Consider the following 20420-nt stretch of genomic DNA (forward strand, 5'->3'; position numbering starts at 1 on the left):
GCTTTTCGATTATCATGTTAAATAGATATTGTCACTAGGAGGATTTTTTGATGAGCGAAAGCGAAGACAACAAAGAATTATTGGATGCGTTAAATAACGCGGGCCAAGTTAACATTGGCGATGTCGTTAAGGGTGAAATTTTGGCCATTGACGACGACCGACAAGCGATTGTCGGCATTGGCGACACTGGGGTTGAAGGTGTGGTTCCAGTTAAAGAATTAACAACAAATGCAGATTCATTAAATGTTGGTGATGTATTGGATCTTGTCGTTATTTCCCGAATTGGTAACGACAAAGAGGGCGGCAGTTATTTACTTTCTCAACGTCGTCTTGAAGCACGTAAGGCCTGGGATGCCATTGAAAAAGAATACCAGAGTGGTGACACCCTCGATGCGACAGTTACGCAAGTCGTTAAAGGTGGGTTAGTCGTTGACGCTGGTGTCCGTGGTTTCGTTCCTGCTTCAATGGTTTCAGATCACTACGTAGAAGACCTGAACCAATTTAAGGGTCAGACGTTAACTTTCAAGATTATTGAAATTGAACCAAGTGAGAATCGTTTAATTCTTTCTCACCGTGCAATTGTCGAAGCTGAAAACAAAGCTAAGCGGGCTCATTTATTTGAAACCTTGGTTGCAGGTGATGTGATCGAAGGTACCGTTGCCAGAATGACAGACTTTGGGGCTTTCGTTGATTTGGGTGGCGTCGATGGGTTAGTCCATGTTTCAGAAATTTCTTATGAACATGTAAACAAACCAAGCGATGTGCTTAAAGTTGGCGAAAAGATCAACGTGAAGGTTTTAAATGTTGACGCTGATCGTCAACGGATTTCACTTTCCTTGAAACAAACGCAACCTGGCCCATGGGATGAGATTGAAGACAAGGCTCCAGTTGGCGCCGTCTTGGATGGTACTGTTCGTCGGTTGACGGACTTTGGCGCCTTTGTCGAGGTCTTCCCAGGTGTTGAAGGTTTGGTTCACATTTCACAAATTTCTCATGAGCACATCGCAACACCTAACGATGTTTTGAAGGTTGGTCAAGCCGTTCAGGTGAAGGTATTGAACGTTGATCCTGAACAACAACGTCTTGGCTTATCCATCAAGGCCTTAGAAGAAAAGCCACAAGTTGAAACGGAACAAGATGAAGACGACCAAGCCGCTTCACGTTCTGATGTTCAAAATTACACGGGTAATGATGACGGTGGGTTTACCATCGGCGACTTGACAGGCGACGATTTAAACAAATAAGTCGAACATGCTTTACGAAAATCCCCGTCTCCGGGGATTTTTTTATGCCCATCCGCGCGTAAACTTCCATAAGTGTGGACAAAATCTCGAGGTGAATGTTGCGCATTCGGATTGGATTGCGTACACTGAGACGAGGTTTAAGCGGGTTAGTGAAAAAATAAGGTTAAAGGAGGGACGAGATGTCAAATCCAACAGTGGCGATTGTTGGCCGGCCAAACGTCGGCAAATCGACCATTTTCAATCGGTTAGTTGGCGATCGGATTTCGATCGTTGAAGATACACCAGGTGTGACACGCGATCGAATTTATGCTTCAGCAGAATGGCTGGGACATCATTTTAACTTAATTGATACGGGAGGAATCGATCTCTCGGATCAACCATTTTCGGTTCAAATTACTGAACAAGCTGAGATTGCAATTGACGAGGCGGATGTGATTGTCTTTCTTACTAGCGCTCCAGAAGGCGTTACTGACGAAGATGAACAAGTGGCGCGAATTTTATATCGGGCCGATAAGCCGGTTTTATTGGCGGTTAACAAGGCCGATAATCCTGAACAACGTCAACAGATTTACGATTTCTATACACTTGGATTTGGGGACCCTTACCCAATTTCTGGTGCTCATGGCACCGGTTTAGGGGATCTGCTAGATGCTGTCGTGAAAGAATTTCCTGAAGATGCTGAAAATGAGGATGATGACACGATTCGTTTCAGCCTAATTGGACGGCCCAATGTTGGCAAGTCTTCTATTGTCAATGCGTTGTTGGGCGAAGAGCGAGTCATCGTGTCGGATGTTTCAGGGACCACCAGAGATGCGATTAATACCCGCTTTACGGCTGCAGATGGGGATGAATTCACCATGGTCGATACAGCTGGATTGCGTAAACGCGGGAAGGTGTACGAAAACACCGAACGTTATTCCGTGATGCGCGCAATGAGCGCCATTGATAAAAGCGATGTGGTGTTAGTCGTCTTGAATGCTGAAGAAGGCATTCGTGAACAAGATAAACATGTGGCAGGTTATGCTCATGAAGCGGGGCGCGCCATTATTATCGTGGTCAATAAGTGGGATACGTTGACCAAAGATAATCATACGATGGCGAATTTTGAAGCGACCATTCGCGAAGAATTCCAGTATCTTGATTATGCTCCGATCGTCTTTGTTTCGGCAAAAACTCATCAACGATTGGATCGTTTGCCTGCACTAATTAAACAAGTTGACGAAAATCACCGCAAACGCATTCAGTCTTCAACATTAAATGATGTGATCACAGATGCTATTGCAACAACCCCAACGCCAACAAGTAATGGCCGACGTTTACGTGTCTATTACGTCACTCAAGTGGCCATCAAGCCACCGACCTTTGTCCTTTTTGTTAATGATCCAGAGCTATTACACTTTTCATATGAGCGGTTTTTAGAGAACCAAATTCGCCAAGCTTTTGACTTTACGGGGACGCCAATTCACTTAATTGCCCGGCAAAGAAAATAGTTGTATAAGTCAATCGATGGCTTGAGAACAACTTTCTCTATAAAAATGCTCTGAAACATTGATTTAACAGGGAAAAATGCCCTTTTTTGCTTGTTCAATTAGAGCCCGTGTGGTAAATTGAATGGTGAAATGATGCGGGTTTCCGTTATTGTTTCGCCATTTCTGGACCACTCAGAGATGGCAACTAGATGTTTACATATTTAAACGTCTAAGCCCAAATCCGGAGGTGAAATCTCACATGGCAAACAAGGCACAATTAGTTAACGATGTTGCAGCAGCAACTGGTTTAACCAAGAAGGACGCAACTGCTGCAGTTGATGCAGTCTTCGCTTCAGTTCAAAAGAGCTTAGCCAAAGGCGACAAAGTTCAATTGATCGGTTTCGGTAACTTCGAAGTACGCTCACGCGCTGCTCGTAAGGGCCGTAACCCACAAACTGGGCAAGAAATTGAAATTCCTGCAAGCAAAGTACCTGCATTCAAGCCAGGTAAAGCTTTGAAGGATGCCGTTAAGTAATTTATTACTGACGGATGAGACTCGGGCAACCGAGTCTTTTTTTACGGGCTGATTTACGGGATCATTGGGATCCAATAATCTGGATTGATTTGCTGGGATTCTTGCTTTGACATCAGGGTAACCTGACTGGTAACTTTCGATAAAATGGCGTACACTAATGTGTCAATCGTGATGGAGGCTAAAGATGAGTGAAGCAAATAGTTATTCTGAACAGATGTTAGACGCTTTACAAAGTGGCCAGTTAGATGAGGCTAATAAACTTTATGCTTGGGCACTGCGTAAAGATGACGACAACACGTTATATAATTTAGCTGAACAATTATACGGGCTTGGCTTTAACAAAAAGGCCCAACGGATTTACGAAAATTTATTAAAGCAGTATCCCAACGAGGATGAGTTACGGACAAGTTTGGCCGATATTGCCATCGATGAAGATGACCTGGATGCCGCTACTGATTACTTAAATGCCATTAGTCCGAGCTCGCCAGCTTACTTGCAAAGTTTGTTGGTTGCGGCTGATCTTTATCAATCCGAAGAATTATTCGAAGTTAGTGAACAGAAATTGCTGACGGCTCGGCAGTTGGCACCTGATGAGACGGTGGTTCTGTTTGCGTTAGGTGAATTTTATTTCATGATGCGCGAATACCAAAAGGCAATTACTTACTATCTCGATTTAATTAAACGTGGGATCCCTAAAATGGAAGATGTTGATTTAGTGTCCCGAATCGGAGTGGCTTATGCGAATGCGGGTAAGTTTGAACAAGCGGTTGGTTATCTTGAACAAATCCATCAGGGAGATTTAACACCGGATGTCCGTTTCCAGCTAGGCTTTGTTTATACGCAATTAAAAGAAAATGCCAAGGCAATTGAGACATTTGGTCAATTGCAGGAAGAAGATCCATCATACGCTTCGTTATATCCATTTTTGGCGCAGGCATTGACAGATGAAAATCGTCTAGAAGAGGCCTACAAGGTTGCTCAGCAAGGGCTAGCTGTCGATGAGTACAATCAGGACTTGTATGGACAAGCAGCCAATCTTGCATTGCGCTTGCAGGATGAAGCGGCGGCTGAAGATTATTTCAAACGTGGGTTAGCTTTAGATCCTGATAACCAAACGCTCATGTTGCAATTGAGTAACTTATACGTCCAGCAACAACAGGATGTGGCCAATGTTGATTTGGCCTCTCAATACGTCCAAAATGATCAAGTGGACCCCCAGGTATACTGGAACTTAGCTGTTTCATATACGCGTTTGGAGGAGCCTGATCAGGCGCAAACCTATTATGATGCGGCACGACCATACTTTGAGACCAATACTGACTTTTTAAAGCCAGCCTTTTATTTCTATCGTGCACAGGGGGATATTGATACAGCTGTTGACCTTTTACGCAATTACTTGAAGTTACAACCAGACGACGAAGAAATGGCTGCTGAACTTGAGAACTATGAAGATCAGGGCTATTAGACTAAGCGAGTGGGATATAACACTGAATTGAGCGCGAGCACTAGCGAAAAATGGAGCATCTTCCATCCCTTTGGAAGGTGCTCCATTTTATGCTAGGCACAGCTTGTAGATGTTTGTCACACGTTTTGACCATGCGACGTGGTGCACAGAAACAAACGCCAATTTTTATTTTTACTTTGATCGGATAAACAAGTTACTTTAAGACGTCGTCGTCGATTAGCTGCGTTAACAATCGTTGGTAATAGTTCAAGGCATTGGCGGTGAGGCGTAACGTTTGCATGAGGTCTTGATCACTTGTCTGGCGATGCGTCGTTAGATAATGAAGAACATAAGCTTGGTGCAGCATGCGTGGTGCTAAGGGAAACCCAGCACGAGATTCATCCTGTTGCAAATATTTGTGTAGGGCTGGTAGAGTGAGCCGCGGGTTAGCTAAATCCAAGCGTTGCTTAAGAAATAAGCCCTCTGACTGTTGTTTGATCTGCAAAGGCGCAATGAAATGGCGAAAGGCTCGATAAAATTGTCGTTCAAATGGTAGCCAATCTAGGGAAGCAATCGTATGTTCAAAGCCAGGCTGTAAGAATTCACTGGCTGTAAAGCCTTTACTCAGTAAAACTAGGCTAAAGCGCGTATAAAAGTGTAATTGACCGTCCTCGACTAACTCACCTAGCTCATCTAACCAAGTCATGGTTAAAGTAATCGGTTTGGCTAATGGACGGCTGTGCAGGGTTAGCGTAGGCAATTCTGGTGTCAGATGGTGGCTGAAGGCATAACTGAAGTATTTATTGAGATGTGATAGCGTCTTGTTATAGGTATTTGGCGCCATTGTTTGATTAGCCAAGCGGCGTTCTAAATAAGTGGTGATGTCGCGATCAAAGATGTTGGCTAGTTGTGGATCGGCAGCAAAGCCAGCATTAGTATGGTTTAAATCATCGAAAAAAGCGGTAAGATCGGCCCGGTATTGCGCAATTGTGGCTGGCGCTAGTGGTTGACGAGCAAGGGCCGCTTCAAATTCTCGTTGATAGGGATAGTCAGCCGTTGACATAAAAAATTCCTTTCCGATCCGATCAGATTTTTATATAGCTTAGTCTAAAAATGAGCGCCGTTTAACAACTTTGAAAGAGAAGCCTTCGCCTAAATTCTGTTCTACCGGTAGAATCGACATGAAGGCGTGATCATCAATCCGATCAACAATTCGTCGCATCGTCTGAACTTCTCGTGGGCTAATGACACAGTAGATCATTTTGCGTGGTTTGTTAGTGAAGGCACCTTGAGCATCCAGGGTCGTGACTCCGCGTTGAAGTTCTTCAATGATAGCTGCAGCGATGGCTTCGTTTTTATCACTTAAAATCATGATTGCCCTAGCAGCGTATGCGCCAGATAAAGTAAAGTTAACGATTTGAGTAAAGACAAAGGCGCACAGCAGGGTATACATCATATGAACAATGTCGATGTATACTAGTGAGGCGACTAGGACGATTACGTCTTGAACCAACAAACTACGACCCATTGGCACACCATTTTGTTTTTCAAAAATTCGCGCAATGATATCGGTTCCCCCAAGTGTGCCCCCAGATCGATACACAAGGCCACAACCGAAACCACCGGTGATACCAGCTAATACCCCAGCAATGAATAAATCATGATGAATATTGATGCTGAGTGGGATTCGCTGCCAAACCCATAGCCAAACAGACAGCATCATAATCCCAAAAACGGTGTAAATAAATGAACGGCGACCTAATAGGCGCCACCCAATTAATAAGAGGGGAATGTTGATCGCAAATGTGGTATAGGCCGGATTCCATTGCAATAATGCCCGTAAAATCAAGGAAATGCCGGCGACACCGCCATCAGCTAAGCGATTAACAATGTTAACGTACACTAAGCCAAACGCATACATGGCCGCGCCAACGGCAATAAACAAAAAATCTCGGAGTCGCATTGATTCATCTTGTCGCATAAGGGTCCCCAATCTAGCGCTTGCCAGTTTAATTAACACTAAAGATAGCAGACTAACAAAAGATTGACCATAGTGTCAGCGTAGAGAATTTCTGCTAAGATATGACAGAAGCATGATGCGATTATCGAAAAAAATTACTAAATTAGTGAGTCCAAAGTCAGGATGAACAAATATACAGGAGGTCATGGTATGCGTCTGGCACAACTACCGGAAGAATTTAAAACCGCTCAGCCAATTTTAGCTAAATTAGAGTCGGCAGGGTATGAAGCCTATTTCGTGGGTGGATCGGTGCGTGATACGATTTTAGGCAAACCAATCCATGATGTCGATATCGCCACGAGTGCTTATCCACAAGAGGTTAAAGCCTTATTTAAACGAACCGTTGATACGGGAATTGAGCATGGGACAGTCATGGTTTTGGACCATGGCAATGGTTACGAAACAACCACCTTTCGAACCGAATCTGGTTATCAAGATTATCGACGGCCTGATGAAGTCACGTTTGTTCGGCAATTAGCTGATGATTTGCAGCGCCGCGATTTTACGATTAATGCCTTGGCCTTAAAGCAAGATGGAACGGTCGTAGACTTATTTCACGGTCTAGATGACCTCTCGGCTAAAATTATTCGGGCGGTTGGTGATCCAGAAGCCCGCTTTGGGGAAGATGCGCTACGGATGATGCGGGCGGTGCGTTTTGCCAGTCAGCTGAACTTTACGATTGAACCCCAAACCTTAACCGCAATTAAAGACCACGCGCCCTTATTAAGCAAAATTGCGGTTGAACGGATTCATGAAGAATTTGTCAAAATGATGATTGGTCCGGCTGCTCAACAAGGCCTTAGTTTGATGATTCAAACTAAATTGGCGGATTATTGCCCGGGCTTTATTGGTCATACGATTGATTTATCAACGATTGCTACCTTGCCACAATTGGCGATGAATGATGAAGTCGAAGTTTGGACCATGGTCGCCTTGCATTTGGGCCTTTCCTATCAAGATACGGTCGAATTTTTACAAGTTTGGAAGACGGCTAATCACATTATAAAAGCAGTCGTGATGGCATTACATCTAACGTATGCGCAACAGTATCATCGGGTGAAATCGCGATTGCTATTTGAACTGGACCCTGAAACTATCCGAGCTGGGACCAACGTTGCCCGCCATAGTGGTTATGGTCCCAAAGACCCTAATCAATGGCTTGACGCCTATGATAAATTACCGATTCGAAATACTCGTGAATTGGCCATAACAGGGAAAGATCTAATTGCTGAACTAAACATGGCACCCGGCCCGGCAATTGGTCAGACCCTTGATCAACTAGTCGATACGGTGCTAGCAGGCGAAGTGGAAAATGAGCACGCGGCTCTAGTGGCATGGATTATCGATCAACAAAAATCCGCTAGCGCATCAAAATGAAATAGCAGGTGATAAGGAAGCAATGCAAACTTTACGAGCAGAGGATTTAACAAGAATTTATGGTGAAAAGACCTTATTTAACCAAGTTTCCTTTTTAATCGGTGAGACAGATCGAATTGGTCTTATTGGAACTAATGGGAGTGGCAAAACCTCGCTCCTAAATACGCTGGCCGGCATTGATCCGCAAGACGCTGGCCAGATTGACACGCCAAATGATTATCGGATTAGTTACTTGAAGCAAGTGCCTGAACTAGATGATCAATTGTCAGTTTTGGATGCCGTCTTTGCCGGAGCGCAACCAGTTTTTGCCACAATTAGAGCTTACGAACGGGCACTGGCTGATTTTAGTGCGCAACCCAATGATGACGCCGCGTTAAATCGGTACACGCAGGCAGAAGCCAAGATGAATCAAGAGGATGCTTGGCTTGCTGAAAGTAACGTGAAGACAATTTTAAGTCAATTGCATATTACTGATTTGCACCAGCCAGTGGCCACATTGTCCGGTGGTCAACGCAAACGGGTCGGCTTAGCGCAAGTGTTGATTCAGGCGCCAGATCTATTGTTGTTGGATGAACCAACAAATCATTTAGATTTTGATTCGATTGATTGGCTACAAAAATATTTAGCTAGTTATCGTGGTGCAGTGCTCGTCGTCACCCATGATCGTTATTTCTTAGATGCCGTGGCTACGCGGATCTTTGAGTTATCATTTGGTCAACTGTATGAATACGAAGGGAATTACCAGGCCTTTGTCGCGCAAAAAGCCGATCGGGTGGCTCATGAGTTAGACGCGGATCGCAAGCAAACACAGCTTTATAAAAAAGAATTGGCGTGGATGCGGACCTCACCACAAGCGCGAGGGACAAAACAACAAGCCCGCGTGAACCATTTTAACGAGCTGAAAGAAAACCTACACACGGTTCAGACTGATGATGATGTCGATATTAATTTGGGTCAACAACGATTAGGTAAAAAAGTCATTAACGTGGAACATGCCAATTTGACCCTTGGACAGCACCAAATTTTAAACGATTTTAATCTGCTCATTCAAGCTCGCGATCGAATTGGGATCACCGGTAAAAATGGTGCTGGGAAGACGTCATTGTTAAACGTGTTGGCTCACAGATTGCCATTGGATAGTGGCACGGTCACCATTGGTGAGACCGTCAAATTAGCCTATTATACCCAGCAAACGGAACCGATTCCTGGCGACAAGCGCGTGATTAATTATCTTAATGAAGTCGCTGAAACGGTTCGCGATGCTGATGGTAACGAAATTAGTACAACTAACTTGTTGGAACAATTCTTATTTCCTCGATTCATGCATGGAACGCTGATTCGTAAATTATCAGGTGGTGAGAAGCGCCGATTATACTTACTTAAATTACTCATGAGTCAGCCAAATGTGTTATTTTTAGATGAGCCAACCAATGATTTGGATATTGGGACTTTAACTGTCTTAGAAGATTATTTAAGTCACTTTGCCGGTACGGTTATCACGGTGTCCCATGATCGTTACTTTTTAGACAAAGTAGCCGATCAGCTGTTGATTTTTGATGGTCAAGGTCAAATTGAACGGTTTAATGGGCGCTTTACTGATTATTTAGCTCGGCAGCAATCCCAGGTCCAAACGCAGCGGTCGGCATCTGCAACGATCGTTCATAGCGATCAACGTGAATCTGAGGTACCGTCGCCCGCACCTGAAAAACACAAACTTACGTATAAAGAACAGCAAGAATGGGCGGGAATTGAGGCTAAAATTGATGCGTTGGAGCAACAGAAAACAGTGATTAATCAAGCCATGACGGAAAATGGTTCAAATTATGGCAAATTAGCGGATCTGCAGCGACAGTTCGAAACAGTGGATGCTGATTTGACCACCGCAATGGAACGATGGGAGTATTTGAGTCAGTTTGTTTAGCAACTAAGTTAGTTACTGTTAGTTACTGATGGATGAAGACGAAAGGGAGCCACGTAATGCTAGAAGATGCCTATTTACAACTAGAGCGGTATGTCTATGAGCACGGAAATGTGAAGACAGATCGTACCGGCACGGGAACCAGATCCACGTTTGGTTATCAGATGCGTTTTGATCTGAACGAAGGTTTTCCCTTGCTAACGACTAAAAAAGTTCCCTTCGGCCTCATTAAAAGCGAACTACTGTGGTTCTTACACGGAGATACAAATATTCGTTATCTGCTCGAGCATAAGAACCATATTTGGGATGAGTGGGCGTTTCAACGATATATCGATAGCGATGTCTATCAGGGGCCGGATATGACGGATTTTGGCCGACGCAGCCAGTCAGATCCAGATTTTAACAACGCTTATCAGTTAGAAAAGAAACGTTTTGATGATTTAATTTTGACTGATGATGATTTTGCAGCCCGTTTTGGTGAACTTGGCTTGGTTTATGGATCACAATGGCGTAAATGGAAGACATCGACGGGGCAGACGATTGATCAACTTGGTGATGTGATTGAAATGATCAAAACCCATCCAGATTCGCGTCGGCTAATTGTTTCAGCGTGGAACCCTGAAGATGTACCCACCATGGCCTTGCCACCGTGTCACACCTTGTTCCAATTTTATGTTGCGGATGGCAAGTTATCTTGTCAACTGTATCAACGGTCGGGAGATATTTTCTTGGGTGTGCCATTTAATATCGCTAGTTATGCATTATTGACCTCGATGATTGCCAAAGAATGTCATTTGGCGGTCGGCGAGTTTGTGCATACATTAGGCGACGCTCATATTTATTTGAACCATATGAACCAAGTGGCTGAACAGTTGTCCCGCACGCCTAAGGCAGCGCCAACCTTGTGGCTTAACGACGATAAAGAGAGTATTTTCGATTACGACATGAAGGATATTAAAGTTGAAAATTATGAGCCATTACCAGCGATCAAAGCTCCCGTCGCTGTTTAAAGTAAGGAGGCGGCGCAATGTTAACGTTAATTTGGGCCGAAGATGAAAATCACGTGATTGGTAATCAGGGCAAGTTGCCTTGGCACCTGCCGGCCGACGCTCGATTTTTCCGCCAGCAAACAATTGGGCAGACTGTGATTATGGGCAAACAAACCTTTTTATCAATTGGTCAACCACTGCCTAAACGAACCAACGTTGTGCTTTCAGCAACGTTGCCAGAACCAGCCGGTGTGCTGTTGATGCGTGACTTAGCTATGTTGAAGCAATACTTGCAGCAGCATCGCGAAGAGCAGTTGTATGTTATCGGCGGTGTCCGCTTATACCAAGAGCTGATGCCACAAGCAGATCGCTTACTCGTGACCCGTATTGGTGCGTCCTTCAATGGTGATACCAAAATGCCGCTGATTGAGGTTAACCATTGGCATTTAACCAATGTGGACGTCCATCCAGCGGACGATCAGAACGCTTGGCCGTATCGGTTTGAAACTTATGAACGCGTTGAATTTTAAGCTGAATCTGAATCAATAATCGCAAACGTCCGCGCCAATGTCATTTATACATTGATGCGGACGTTTGCGATTATGCATATAACAAAACAGAGAAGTACATTAAAATGGTTCCCAACATCACGAATAGGTGCCAGATCACATGGCCGAACGGAATTCGTTGAAAACTATAAATGACAGCACCAACGGTAAAGGCCACACCGCCACTGACTAATAGCCAAAAACCAGTAGGTCCTAGGCCGTGATAGAGTTGGGGAAAAGCGAGGACGCACATCCAGCCCATGATCACGTAAATGACGGTTGAGATAACGTTATAGCGTCCTAACCACAGTGCTTTATAGATGACGCCACAGATCGCCATCAGGACAATGGCACTGAGAATCCAACAACCTTTAACACCGCCAATTACCAGCAGACAATAGGGCGTATAAGTGCCAGCGATGAGTAGGTAGATTGCACTATGATCGAAAATTTGAAAAAGATGTTTGGCACGGGTAAAAATTAGGGCGTGAAACAGAGTTGAGGCCAGGTAGAATAAGACCAGAATACTGCCATAAATGGCAAAAGTTGTCACGCGTAAGGACGATCCGGTATGGACGGCGTGAACAACCAAAATAACGAGGCCGGCGATAGCTAAGCCAAAACCAATTCCGTGAGTGATCGCGTTAAAAATTTCGTTTACGATTTCATAAGTCCGCGAGCGTACAGGGTGCTCCATGAGTTGCCTCCAAAATTCGTGAGTTTCATTTTCTTGTGAAATATCAAAGATAACGCATAAAACGTGAGAAGTCTGAAAAGTATCAGAAAATTTGGTATACTGATCGTACTAATTGTTTCGTAATTTTCATTGTAGCACGGCATGGAACATAGTGAAGATTACAGGGAGAAAGCGTGGGATTAATTGTTATGCCGAATGTAAAAATCGTTACTGATTCTTCAGCGGGATTAACTGAAGCGGAAATCAGCCAGTATAATATCGCGATCATCCCACTCTCAGTCATGATCGATGGGACCGTTTATGTAGAACGGGAGACGATTACTAATGAAGCGTTTATGACGAAAATGGTTGCTGCCAAAGCATTACCCAAAACGAGTCAACCGCCATTAGGTCGTTTCGTGGAAGTCTTTGATCAATTGGGAGCAGATGGGTCACCGGTTCTGAGTATTAATATGATGGCATCTATTTCTGGTACTGTGGAGGCAGCTCGGCAAGCCGCCCAGCTTTCTAGTAGTAACGTAACCGTGATCGACTCACAAACAACGGATCGCGGGTTAGCCTTTCAGGTGCTAGCCGCGGCCAAATTAGCGGCTACTGGTGCCAGTCTGGATGATGTCGTTGCGGAAACGATTAAGGTTCGTGATCATTCACGGCTATTTATGGGCGTCATTAAGTTGGATAATTTGGTGGCCGGTGGTCGCATCAGTCGGGCCGTTGGGCTGGTGTCTAACCTATTAAATATCAAAGTTGGTTTGGAAGTTATCAAAGGCCAAATCGAAGTAACGACAAAAGGTCGCGGTATGAAAACGATCACTAAATTTTTAAACGAAGCGTATGCCGATATGCAGGCAGCTGACCATGTCGCCAGCGTCGGCATTTCTCATGCGGGCGCACCGGATACGGCTAATCAGATTGCCGAGCATGTTCGACAACTTTTTCCAGACGTACCAATTGTGGTTCGCCAGACGGCCTCAATTATTTCAACCCATGCTGGTCAAGGGGCCTTTGCGTTAATGTATTATACCGATTAACCGGCATAAACTTAGATACCAACAAACTTAACATGATTCAAGGGGTTGAGCGAGATCGTGAATCACTAGCGGTCGGGGCTTAACCTTTTTTAAAATAGCCGCCGGCGGGAGGGAATATATGAAACGGTTTAAAATCTTAATTGCTACTTTGCTAGTTGTTGCAACGGCGGTGGCGGGGTTAGCAACTTGGTGGCTATTTCAGAGTAGCCAAGTTTCGATTAACGCCCAGACTCGCCCCACACCTGTGAAAAAAATGCGGAAACGACCGGCTAAGGCTAAATCAGTTCATTTAGTTGCTTTAGGCGATTCATTAACCCAAGGGGTTGGCGATCAACGCAAACAAGGTGGTTATGTTGGGCAAATTAAGCAACAACTCATTAAAAAAGATCATCTAACAGTGACGACCAGTAACTACGGCAAGGCTGGTGATCGGTCAGATCAAATCCAGGCCCGTTTAACGGCTTCCAGTGCAATGCAAAAGAAACTAAAAGCGGCTGATGCGATTGTGATGACGGTGGGCGGTAACGATTTGATGCAAGGGTTTCAAGCAGCGACAGCTGATGGCTCGACAAGCATCGCAAAGATGAATACTGCGGTTGCTAATACACAGCGAACTTATGCCGCTAAATTGACCAGTCTGTTGACGCAGGTTCGCTCGTTAAATCCAACTGCGCCGATATTTTTGTTTAGTATTTACAATCCGGTATACGTTTACTTTGCGAATGTGCCACAACTCAATATCTATATCAATGAATTCAATCAAACGACAAAAGCAGTCGGTAAGCCGTTTGCGCGGTTGTATTTTATGGATATCAACCAACGCTTGTCTTACGGACAATTTGATACGGTTGCAAAGCGTGCCGCCTTGGCCAGCAAGGATGCGCAAGTTAACAAGAATGGGGTTGATGGTCAAACGATTGAAAAATCGCTGATGACGAATCCAGATGGCGAGTTAAATAAATATTTGTCGCCAGCGGATCATTTTCACCCAAATTACAGCGGTTATACGCAAATGACCAATGTTTTGTATAAAACAATGCAACAACATCGACAATGGCGCCCATAAAACAAAGGAGAGTCCTCACGTGGCACAAAGAAGTCAACAAGCGTCACCAAAAAAAGCGCGTTCACACAACGGTTGGCGCACAGCAACTTTGATTCTAGCGGGATTGGTGATCATCGTTGGTTTATGGGTGGGTTTTGAAGCAACGGCCCCAATTCCTCAACCAGCGGAAGTCACGCAACCAGTCCAGCAATCCAACGCAACATTTCAGGTACAGTTGAATACCAAGCAGGTGAATGCGTTGGCCGATTATTACATTAACCACACTAAAAATAACAAATACAACTATCGGTTTGTTATTAACAAACATGCGATGTTATACGGGAAAACCAAATTCTTAGGGGCTAATCTGACGTATGGATTAATCATGGATCCAACTGTCACAAAGGGTGGTAACATCAAGTTACATGCCACTCGAATGGCAATCGGACGTTTGCCGTTACCCGTTCATTTTGTGATGACCTTTGTGGCCCGCCACTATCAGTTTCCTAAGGGCGTCACGGCTGATGCCAAAACTAATACGGTCAATCTTGATTTAGGCAAAATCGGCCCGAAACGATCACTATCAGTTCGCGCCGAGACATTGGATGTTAACAGTGGCACGTATATCTTTAAAGCGGGTATTCCACAAGCGGCTTTTAATAAAGAGGTTAAATAACCAATTTTTTCATGAAGGGAGTTTTCATGCGACGTAGCTTTTATCAGTTCCTGATGACACAACGAAATCCATCTAGCTATGATCCGGTGGCCCAATTCGCCAACAATGCGTTTTTGGATCAAGCGTTTCCCAAACAAGCCACGAATTTTGATGATTTATCACGATATCTTGAATTAAATGGTAATTATTTGCCAAGCATGGATGTGTTTGACGATGCGTGGCATCAATACTTAGAGTCAGAAATGTAAAGAATGAAAGTAGGTGCTGTGATGGCGCAGATTCAATGGTTTCCTGGTCATATGGCCAAAGCCCTTCGACAACTACGAGAAAATTTAAAAGTCATCGATATCGTGTTTGAATTAGTCGATGCCCGGATACCAGAATCTTCTAGAAATCCAGAACTAGACGAGATTGTGGCCAATAAACCTCGCTTATTAATTTTAGAAAAAAGTGATTTGGCCGATCACCGACAGACAGCGGCTTGGTTACGTTATTATCGTGAACATCAGCAGCCAGCGATTGCCGTTGATGTTAACGATCGCAAACTAGTTGGTGAACTGACTAAAGCGGCTCGACAAGTTTTGAAAGCTCAGCAAGCTCGTGCTGCCGAAAAGGGAATCCAATCACAGGTCATTCGGGCCGTGGTTGCTGGCATCCCCAATGTTGGTAAGTCCACGTTGTTAAATCGGCTAGTCAATAAAAAAGTGGCGATCACCGGCGACCGTCCCGGGGTGACCAAAAAGCAGCAATGGCTAAAGGCGGGTAATGACTTGCAACTGTTGGACACGCCCGGAATTTTGTGGCCGAAATTTGAAGACCCAAAAGTGGGTCAGAAGTTGGCCTTAACTGGAGCAATTAAGGATGCATTATTTGCTAAGGATGACATTGCACTAATGGCAATTGAATTCATGCGCGCTCAAGGGCAGTTGGCTCGTTTAACTGACCGATATCATTTAAGCGCCCCGGAACTTGAGGCGACAAATGTTGATATTTTGCTCGCCATCACCCGTCGTCTAGGGTTTAAAGATGATTATGATCGTGGTAGCGAACGACTGATTTTTGATTTGCGAAAAGGGAAAATTGGCCGGTTTACGTTTGATACCGTACCAATGATGACACAGGGAGCCCCAGACGATGAGTGACGCACCTAATGATAAACGCCAGACAATCGCTCAAATCAAAGCACAACTTGACCAGATCACGGCGCTGGATGATCCACGGTTGGTGGAACTAAACCAAGATCCTCGTGAAGGCGTTCAACATTATATAACGACCACCAAGCACCGGCTAGAATTAGCGGTTCAAGTTCAAGCGCAGTTCGAACACCATTGGTCCTTAGAACGACAGGCTTGGTCTAAAGGTCGCCAACATGTCGTGGGCATTGACGAGGTTGGCCGTGGACCATTGGCTGGGCCAGTGGTGACGTGTGCGATCGAATTACCGGCTGATTTTAATTTAACTGCTGTCAACGACTCCAAACAATTATCGGCAGCAACCCGCGAAATACTATATCCACAGATTTTAGCGCAGTGTTTGCAAGTTGGTATTGGCGTCGCTTCACCAAAAAAAATTGACGAGTTAAACATTTATCAAGCCACGCGCGTTGCCATGCGGGATGCGGTGTTGGCATTAACACAGACGCCGGATCAATTATTGATTGATGCGATGCAGATTGATGTCTCGATCCCCCAAGAAAAGTTGATTAAAGGTGATGCTCGTTCCGTCAGTATTGGCGCGGCTAGCATCGTGGCTAAAGTTTATCGGGATCATTTGATGTCTTTATATGATCGTGTTTATCCCGGTTATCATTTCCAACAAAATGATGGTTATGGGACTAAAGCGCATTTACAGGCGATCGATGAGCTTGGTGTAACGCCAATTCATCGACGTTCTTTTAGTCCTGTTGCCAAAGCATTACGATAACCAATGTAAATAAAAATGCTGCTAAGACTGACCACAGGTGCATGGCACGAAGGATCAGCCTTAGCGGCGTTTTTTTGATTTTTTTACGGCGATTTAACGTATGTTTTGGTACAGCAATCGTCTGAATTTAAAAGTTGGTGATCCGAAAATAATGAACGATTTATTTGCTTCAAATCGTGCTTTTCTCGTTAAATTTCATTTGTTACCCAGAACCGGTTTGGCCAAGCAGCACCGATTGTGGACCTACTTACGTTCGCATATCAATGAACAGCTAACATTGACGCGGGTTGCGGAAGTTCTAGATTGGTCAACGGATGATTTTCGTCAAGCCCAGATCCATTGGCAATCAGTTAAACTGGCTAAGCAAATTGAGATTAATCAAGCAACCAGCAAGGTTACAACAATTTTGGATGCTGATTATCCACCCTTTTTACGCGAACTTTATGCAGCACCGTTGGTTTTATTTAGTCGTGGGAATTGGCAACTAACGACTCATGCTGGGCTAGCCGTAGTGGGGGCTCGAAAGGCAACTGCTTATTCACGATTGGCATTGAAAAAGCTACTGCCACCGCTGTTAACAAAGCAATCACCTCCGCCAATTATTTCTGGTTTAGCAGCGGGGGTTGACGCCTTTAGTCATCAGTTGGCGATTCAATATAAGGCCACCACAGTCGCCGTAATCGGTACAGGTCTAGACGTGACTTATCCAGCTGCCCATCAATCACTCCAAGCCGAATTGATGACCAGGCACCTGGTGATCAGTGAATATCCACTTGGCACACCGCCAGCTAGATTTCGTTTTCCAGAGCGTAATCGAATCATTGCTGGGCTATCCCAAACTGTGTTGGTAACGGAGGCCGCACAACATTCAGGCAGTCTGATTACCGCCAACATTGCGTTGCAAGAAAATCGCAATGTATTAGCCGTTCCGGGTCGCATCATCGACCCGCTCTCACAAGGTTGTAACGCATTGATTGCCGCTGGCGCTACCCCGATTACAACGGCCACTGAACTAATGGATGAGTTACGTGATGAGTGAATGACGATGAAGCAACTCTGCCATTTATATAGAAGAAAATTTTTGACTTATTTTGTAAAACTATGGCATGTTATAACCTGAAATTTAGCTTGACTCCTGCTGAAATTCTTGACAGAAGTTAGGTCGGTGACGTATGGTGATTTAGATTTGACTGCAAAAGCACGTCAAATAGACTGAGCAAGCAGACATGTTTCATAAATGAATTTTTAAAAGGAGTGGCCTAATGGCGACGTCTAAAACCAAATCAAAAGTTAAAAAAAATTTGGTCATCGTCGAATCTCCATCCAAAGCAAAGACGATTGAAAAGTATCTTGGTCGGAACTACAAAGTAGTTGCCAGCAAGGGACACATTCGTGATTTGCCGAAATCTCAGATGGGTGTCGATGTCGATCATGATTATGAACCACATTATATTTCTATTCGTGGTAAAGGCGATACAATCAAGGAATTACGTAAAGATGCAAAAAATGCTAAACGCGTCTACCTGGCTTCTGACCCGGATCGTGAAGGGGAAGCCATTGCCTGGCACTTATCACATCTGCTAAATCTAGATCCAAAGGAAAAGAACCGCGTGGTTTTTAACGAAATCACAAAAGATACTGTGAAAAATGCGTTTAAAGAGCCACGAGATATCGACATGGATTTAGTTGATGCTCAGCAAGCGCGCCGAGTGTTAGATCGGCTAGTTGGTTATTCCATTTCCCCAATTCTGTGGAAAAAAGTTAAAAAGGGATTATCCGCTGGCCGAGTTCAAAGTGTCGCCTTAGCGTTGATCATTAAACGTGAGGAAGAAATTAAGGCTTTTAAGCCAGTGGAATACTGGTCAATTGATTCCGAATTTGCAAAGGGTCGGGCAAAATTTGCGGCTAGCTTTTTTGGAACTCATGGTAAAAAGGCTGATTTAAAAGACAATGCGGCTGTGCAGGCTGTTCTAAAACAACTTGATCAAAAAGCCTTGTTTAACATAACGGATGTGACTCGTAAAGAACGGCGGCGCATGCCCCAGCCACCATTTACGACATCTACGATGCAGCAAGCTGCCAACCGCCAATTAAACTATCGTACGCGTAAGACAATGATGGCTGCCCAACAATTGTATGAAGGCATTAACCTTGGCAAAGGCGGTAGCGTTGGCTTAATCACCTATATGCGGACGGATTCCACACGAATTGCTCACGTGGCCAAGCAAGAGGCTTCACAATATATTCACGAAAAGTTTGGTGGCGAATATGCGGCGGTCAAGCCGGTTAAAGGCAAGTTACCTGAAGGGGCTCAGGATGCCCACGAAGCGGTTCGTCCGACTAGTGTTTATCGGACGCCCGCTGAGATGAAGCAATATTTAACTAATGATCAATTTCGCTTATATCAGTTAATTTGGAATCGATTTGTGGCTTCGCAGATGACGGCAGAAGTATCAGACACGATGACCGTGACCATTGACCAAAATGATGTTCAATTCCGGGCCAACGGTTCAAAAGTCAAGTTTGCTGGGTTCGCGAAAGTTTACAAGCAGGCGGCTGATAAAGACAATGTTCTACCTGACCTAGAGGTTGGTGATACGGTCAAGATGACTAAGAATGATCCGCAACAACATTTTACTCAACCACCGGCACGTTATTCCGAAGCTAATCTCATTCATGCGCTGGAAGAAAATGGGGTTGGCCGACCGTCGACGTACGCTCCGACGTTGGATACCATTCAACGTCGCAATTATGTTAAGTTGGATGCGCGACGGTTTGTCCCCACGGAACTTGGCGAGATTGTTAACAACGTTATTGTTGATTTCTTCCCGGATATTGAAAATGTTGAGTTCACAGCCGGCTTGGAAAAACGTTTGGACGGAATTGAAAAGGGGTCAGAAGAATGGGTCAAAGTGGTCGATTCGTTTTTTAAGCCATTTTCAACGGAAGTTCAAAAAGCCGAAGCCAACATGGAGAAAATCAAAATCAAGGATGAACCAGCTGGTTTTGATTGTGATATTTGTGGGGCACCGATGGTGGTTAAGATGGGCCGTTATGGCAAATTCTTTGCTTGTTCACGGTTCCCAGATTGTCGGAACACGAAAGCAATTGTTAAAGAAATTGGCGTCATTTGTCCCAAGTGCCATGAAGGGCAGATCATTGAGCGCAAATCCAAACGTAATCGGGTTTTCTATGGTTGCTCACGGTTCCCAGACTGTGATTTTGTCTCGTGGGATAAACCGATCGGCCGTGATTGTCCTAAAGATGGTCATTTTCTGGTTGAAAAGAAGGTCAAGGGTGGCAAACAAGTTGTTTGTCCAAATGGCGATTACGAAGAAGCTGTTCAAAAATAGGCTTAATCGAATATACTGCTTAATCAAGCAGCTGGTCGTCAAAGGTGACCGGCTGCTTTTTGAGTGCGTAGACACTTAATGTTTAGGTGACACGTTTAACAAAGTAGCCTACAATACGGAGTATAGCTATTTAAACTGTTTAAAACGACGA

19 protein-coding genes are annotated in these 20420 nt (G+C 44.5%); 16 read left to right on the plus strand and 3 right to left on the minus strand.

The annotated features are described in order from the left end of the window. Window positions 1-50 precede the first annotated feature (50 nt). The 4 genes from rpsA to AC27FN_RS01355 all read left to right on the plus strand — a co-directional run bounded on the left by rpsA (window position 51) and on the right by AC27FN_RS01355 (window position 4713). The gene (gene rpsA / locus AC27FN_RS01340) at window positions 51-1244 is read left to right on the plus strand and encodes a 30S ribosomal protein S1 (protein ID WP_487166232.1); all 1194 of its coding nucleotides are present in this window, start codon (window positions 51-53) and stop codon (window positions 1242-1244) included. Between the two features lie 179 nt (window positions 1245-1423). After that, window positions 1424-2734, plus strand: coding sequence for a ribosome biogenesis GTPase Der (gene der, locus AC27FN_RS01345; RefSeq protein ID WP_487166233.1), 1311 nt, complete (start codon window positions 1424-1426; stop codon window positions 2732-2734). A gap of 238 nt (window positions 2735-2972) precedes the next feature. After that, window positions 2973-3248 (plus strand): HU family DNA-binding protein, encoded by a 276-nt coding sequence (locus AC27FN_RS01350; protein ID WP_407882341.1) that lies wholly within the window; start codon window positions 2973-2975, stop codon window positions 3246-3248. A 184-nt stretch (window positions 3249-3432) separates the two neighbouring features. Continuing rightward, a complete protein-coding gene (locus tag AC27FN_RS01355) occupies window positions 3433-4713 on the plus strand; it encodes a tetratricopeptide repeat protein (protein WP_487166234.1) in 1281 nt (426 codons plus the stop codon). Window positions 4714-4906: 193 nt separating this feature from the next. Here the strand turns inward: AC27FN_RS01355 and AC27FN_RS01360 are convergent, their stop codons facing one another. Together AC27FN_RS01360 and AC27FN_RS01365 are read right to left on the minus strand one after the other, a co-directional pair. Next, complete coding sequence (locus AC27FN_RS01360) at window positions 4907-5755, minus strand: site-specific integrase (protein WP_487166235.1); 849 nt, start codon at window positions 5753-5755, stop codon at window positions 4907-4909. Between the two features lie 39 nt (window positions 5756-5794). Beyond that, window positions 5795-6673, minus strand: a complete 879-nt coding sequence (locus AC27FN_RS01365; RefSeq protein WP_487166236.1) for a YitT family protein — start codon at window positions 6671-6673, stop codon at window positions 5795-5797. A 189-nt stretch (window positions 6674-6862) separates the two neighbouring features. Here AC27FN_RS01365 and AC27FN_RS01370 point away from each other — a divergent pair, with 189 nt between their 5' ends. Genes AC27FN_RS01370 through AC27FN_RS01385 form a run of 4 tightly spaced genes read left to right on the plus strand, consistent with a single transcriptional unit; the run spans window position 6863 to window position 11526 of the window. Continuing rightward, window positions 6863-8089, plus strand: a complete 1227-nt coding sequence (locus AC27FN_RS01370) for a CCA tRNA nucleotidyltransferase (protein WP_487166237.1) — start codon at window positions 6863-6865, stop codon at window positions 8087-8089. A 22-nt stretch (window positions 8090-8111) separates the two neighbouring features. After that, window positions 8112-10010, plus strand: a complete 1899-nt coding sequence (locus AC27FN_RS01375) for an ABC-F family ATP-binding cassette domain-containing protein (RefSeq protein WP_487166238.1) — start codon at window positions 8112-8114, stop codon at window positions 10008-10010. Between the two features lie 56 nt (window positions 10011-10066). Continuing rightward, window positions 10067-11017, plus strand: coding sequence for a thymidylate synthase (locus AC27FN_RS01380; protein WP_487166239.1), 951 nt, complete (start codon window positions 10067-10069; stop codon window positions 11015-11017). 17 nt (window positions 11018-11034) lie between these two features. Continuing rightward, a complete protein-coding gene (locus tag AC27FN_RS01385) occupies window positions 11035-11526 on the plus strand; it encodes a dihydrofolate reductase (RefSeq protein WP_487166240.1) in 492 nt (163 codons plus the stop codon). 70 nt (window positions 11527-11596) lie between these two features. Here the strand turns inward: AC27FN_RS01385 and trhA are convergent, their stop codons facing one another. Then, window positions 11597-12241 carry a PAQR family membrane homeostasis protein TrhA gene (gene trhA, locus AC27FN_RS01390; RefSeq protein WP_487166241.1) on the minus strand — a complete coding sequence of 215 codons (645 nt, stop codon included), beginning with the start codon at window positions 12239-12241 and terminating at the stop codon, window positions 11597-11599. Window positions 12242-12429: 188 nt separating this feature from the next. Between trhA and AC27FN_RS01395 the strand changes: the two genes are divergently transcribed. The 8 genes from AC27FN_RS01395 (at window position 12430) to topA (ending at window position 20269) form a co-directional block, all read left to right on the plus strand. After that, window positions 12430-13272 (plus strand): DegV family protein, encoded by an 843-nt coding sequence (locus AC27FN_RS01395; RefSeq protein WP_487166242.1) that lies wholly within the window; start codon window positions 12430-12432, stop codon window positions 13270-13272. Between the two features lie 118 nt (window positions 13273-13390). Then, a complete protein-coding gene (locus tag AC27FN_RS01400; protein ID WP_487166243.1) occupies window positions 13391-14338 on the plus strand; it encodes an SGNH/GDSL hydrolase family protein in 948 nt (315 codons plus the stop codon). 19 nt (window positions 14339-14357) lie between these two features. Beyond that, window positions 14358-14993: a YpmS family protein gene (locus tag AC27FN_RS01405; RefSeq protein ID WP_487166244.1), complete on the plus strand. Its 636-nt coding sequence runs from the start codon at window positions 14358-14360 to the stop codon at window positions 14991-14993. A gap of 26 nt (window positions 14994-15019) precedes the next feature. Then, a complete protein-coding gene (locus AC27FN_RS01410) occupies window positions 15020-15241 on the plus strand; it encodes a YozE family protein (RefSeq protein WP_487166245.1) in 222 nt (73 codons plus the stop codon). A 21-nt stretch (window positions 15242-15262) separates the two neighbouring features. Further along, window positions 15263-16135, plus strand: a complete 873-nt coding sequence (gene ylqF, locus AC27FN_RS01415) for a ribosome biogenesis GTPase YlqF (RefSeq protein ID WP_487166246.1) — start codon at window positions 15263-15265, stop codon at window positions 16133-16135. Continuing rightward, complete coding sequence (locus tag AC27FN_RS01420; protein WP_487166247.1) at window positions 16128-16916, plus strand: ribonuclease HII; 789 nt, start codon at window positions 16128-16130, stop codon at window positions 16914-16916. The genes ylqF and AC27FN_RS01420 overlap by 8 nt, the downstream gene beginning before the upstream one ends. Before the next feature lie 151 nt (window positions 16917-17067). Then, entirely contained in the window at window positions 17068-17955 is an 888-nt protein-coding gene (gene dprA, locus AC27FN_RS01425) for a DNA-processing protein DprA (protein WP_487166248.1), read from the plus strand. A 223-nt stretch (window positions 17956-18178) separates the two neighbouring features. Next, on the plus strand, window positions 18179-20269 hold the full coding sequence (gene topA, locus AC27FN_RS01430) for a type I DNA topoisomerase (RefSeq protein ID WP_487166249.1): 2091 nt from the start codon (window positions 18179-18181) through the stop codon (window positions 20267-20269). Window positions 20270-20420 lie beyond the last annotated feature (151 nt).

The sequence above is a fragment of the Furfurilactobacillus sp. W61-4 genome, from assembly GCF_057545565.1.

Bases quoted from the DNA above. Each gene is read 5' to 3' on its own strand.
- ylqF (WP_487166246.1), top strand. From the start codon at position 15,263: ATGGCGCAGATTCAATGGTTTCCTGGTCATATGGCCAAAGCCCTTCGA.
- AC27FN_RS01410 (WP_487166245.1), top strand. From the start codon at position 15,020: ATGCGACGTAGCTTTTATCAGTTCCTGATGACACAACGAAATCCATCT.
- AC27FN_RS01375 (WP_487166238.1), top strand. From the start codon at position 8,112: ATGCAAACTTTACGAGCAGAGGATTTAACAAGAATTTATGGTGAAAAG.
- topA (WP_487166249.1), top strand. From the start codon at position 18,179: ATGGCGACGTCTAAAACCAAATCAAAAGTTAAAAAAAATTTGGTCATC.
- AC27FN_RS01400 (WP_487166243.1), top strand. From the start codon at position 13,391: ATGAAACGGTTTAAAATCTTAATTGCTACTTTGCTAGTTGTTGCAACG.
- der (WP_487166233.1), top strand. From the start codon at position 1,424: ATGTCAAATCCAACAGTGGCGATTGTTGGCCGGCCAAACGTCGGCAAA.
- AC27FN_RS01365 (WP_487166236.1), bottom strand. From the start codon at position 6,673: ATGCGACAAGATGAATCAATGCGACTCCGAGATTTTTTGTTTATTGCC.
- AC27FN_RS01380 (WP_487166239.1), top strand. From the start codon at position 10,067: ATGCTAGAAGATGCCTATTTACAACTAGAGCGGTATGTCTATGAGCAC.
- dprA (WP_487166248.1), top strand. From the start codon at position 17,068: ATGAACGATTTATTTGCTTCAAATCGTGCTTTTCTCGTTAAATTTCAT.
- AC27FN_RS01350 (WP_407882341.1), top strand. From the start codon at position 2,973: ATGGCAAACAAGGCACAATTAGTTAACGATGTTGCAGCAGCAACTGGT.
- AC27FN_RS01420 (WP_487166247.1), top strand. From the start codon at position 16,128: ATGAGTGACGCACCTAATGATAAACGCCAGACAATCGCTCAAATCAAA.
- AC27FN_RS01370 (WP_487166237.1), top strand. From the start codon at position 6,863: ATGCGTCTGGCACAACTACCGGAAGAATTTAAAACCGCTCAGCCAATT.
- trhA (WP_487166241.1), bottom strand. From the start codon at position 12,241: ATGGAGCACCCTGTACGCTCGCGGACTTATGAAATCGTAAACGAAATT.
- AC27FN_RS01360 (WP_487166235.1), bottom strand. From the start codon at position 5,755: ATGTCAACGGCTGACTATCCCTATCAACGAGAATTTGAAGCGGCCCTT.
- AC27FN_RS01385 (WP_487166240.1), top strand. From the start codon at position 11,035: ATGTTAACGTTAATTTGGGCCGAAGATGAAAATCACGTGATTGGTAAT.
- rpsA (WP_487166232.1), top strand. From the start codon at position 51: ATGAGCGAAAGCGAAGACAACAAAGAATTATTGGATGCGTTAAATAAC.
- AC27FN_RS01395 (WP_487166242.1), top strand. From the start codon at position 12,430: ATGCCGAATGTAAAAATCGTTACTGATTCTTCAGCGGGATTAACTGAA.
- AC27FN_RS01355 (WP_487166234.1), top strand. From the start codon at position 3,433: ATGAGTGAAGCAAATAGTTATTCTGAACAGATGTTAGACGCTTTACAA.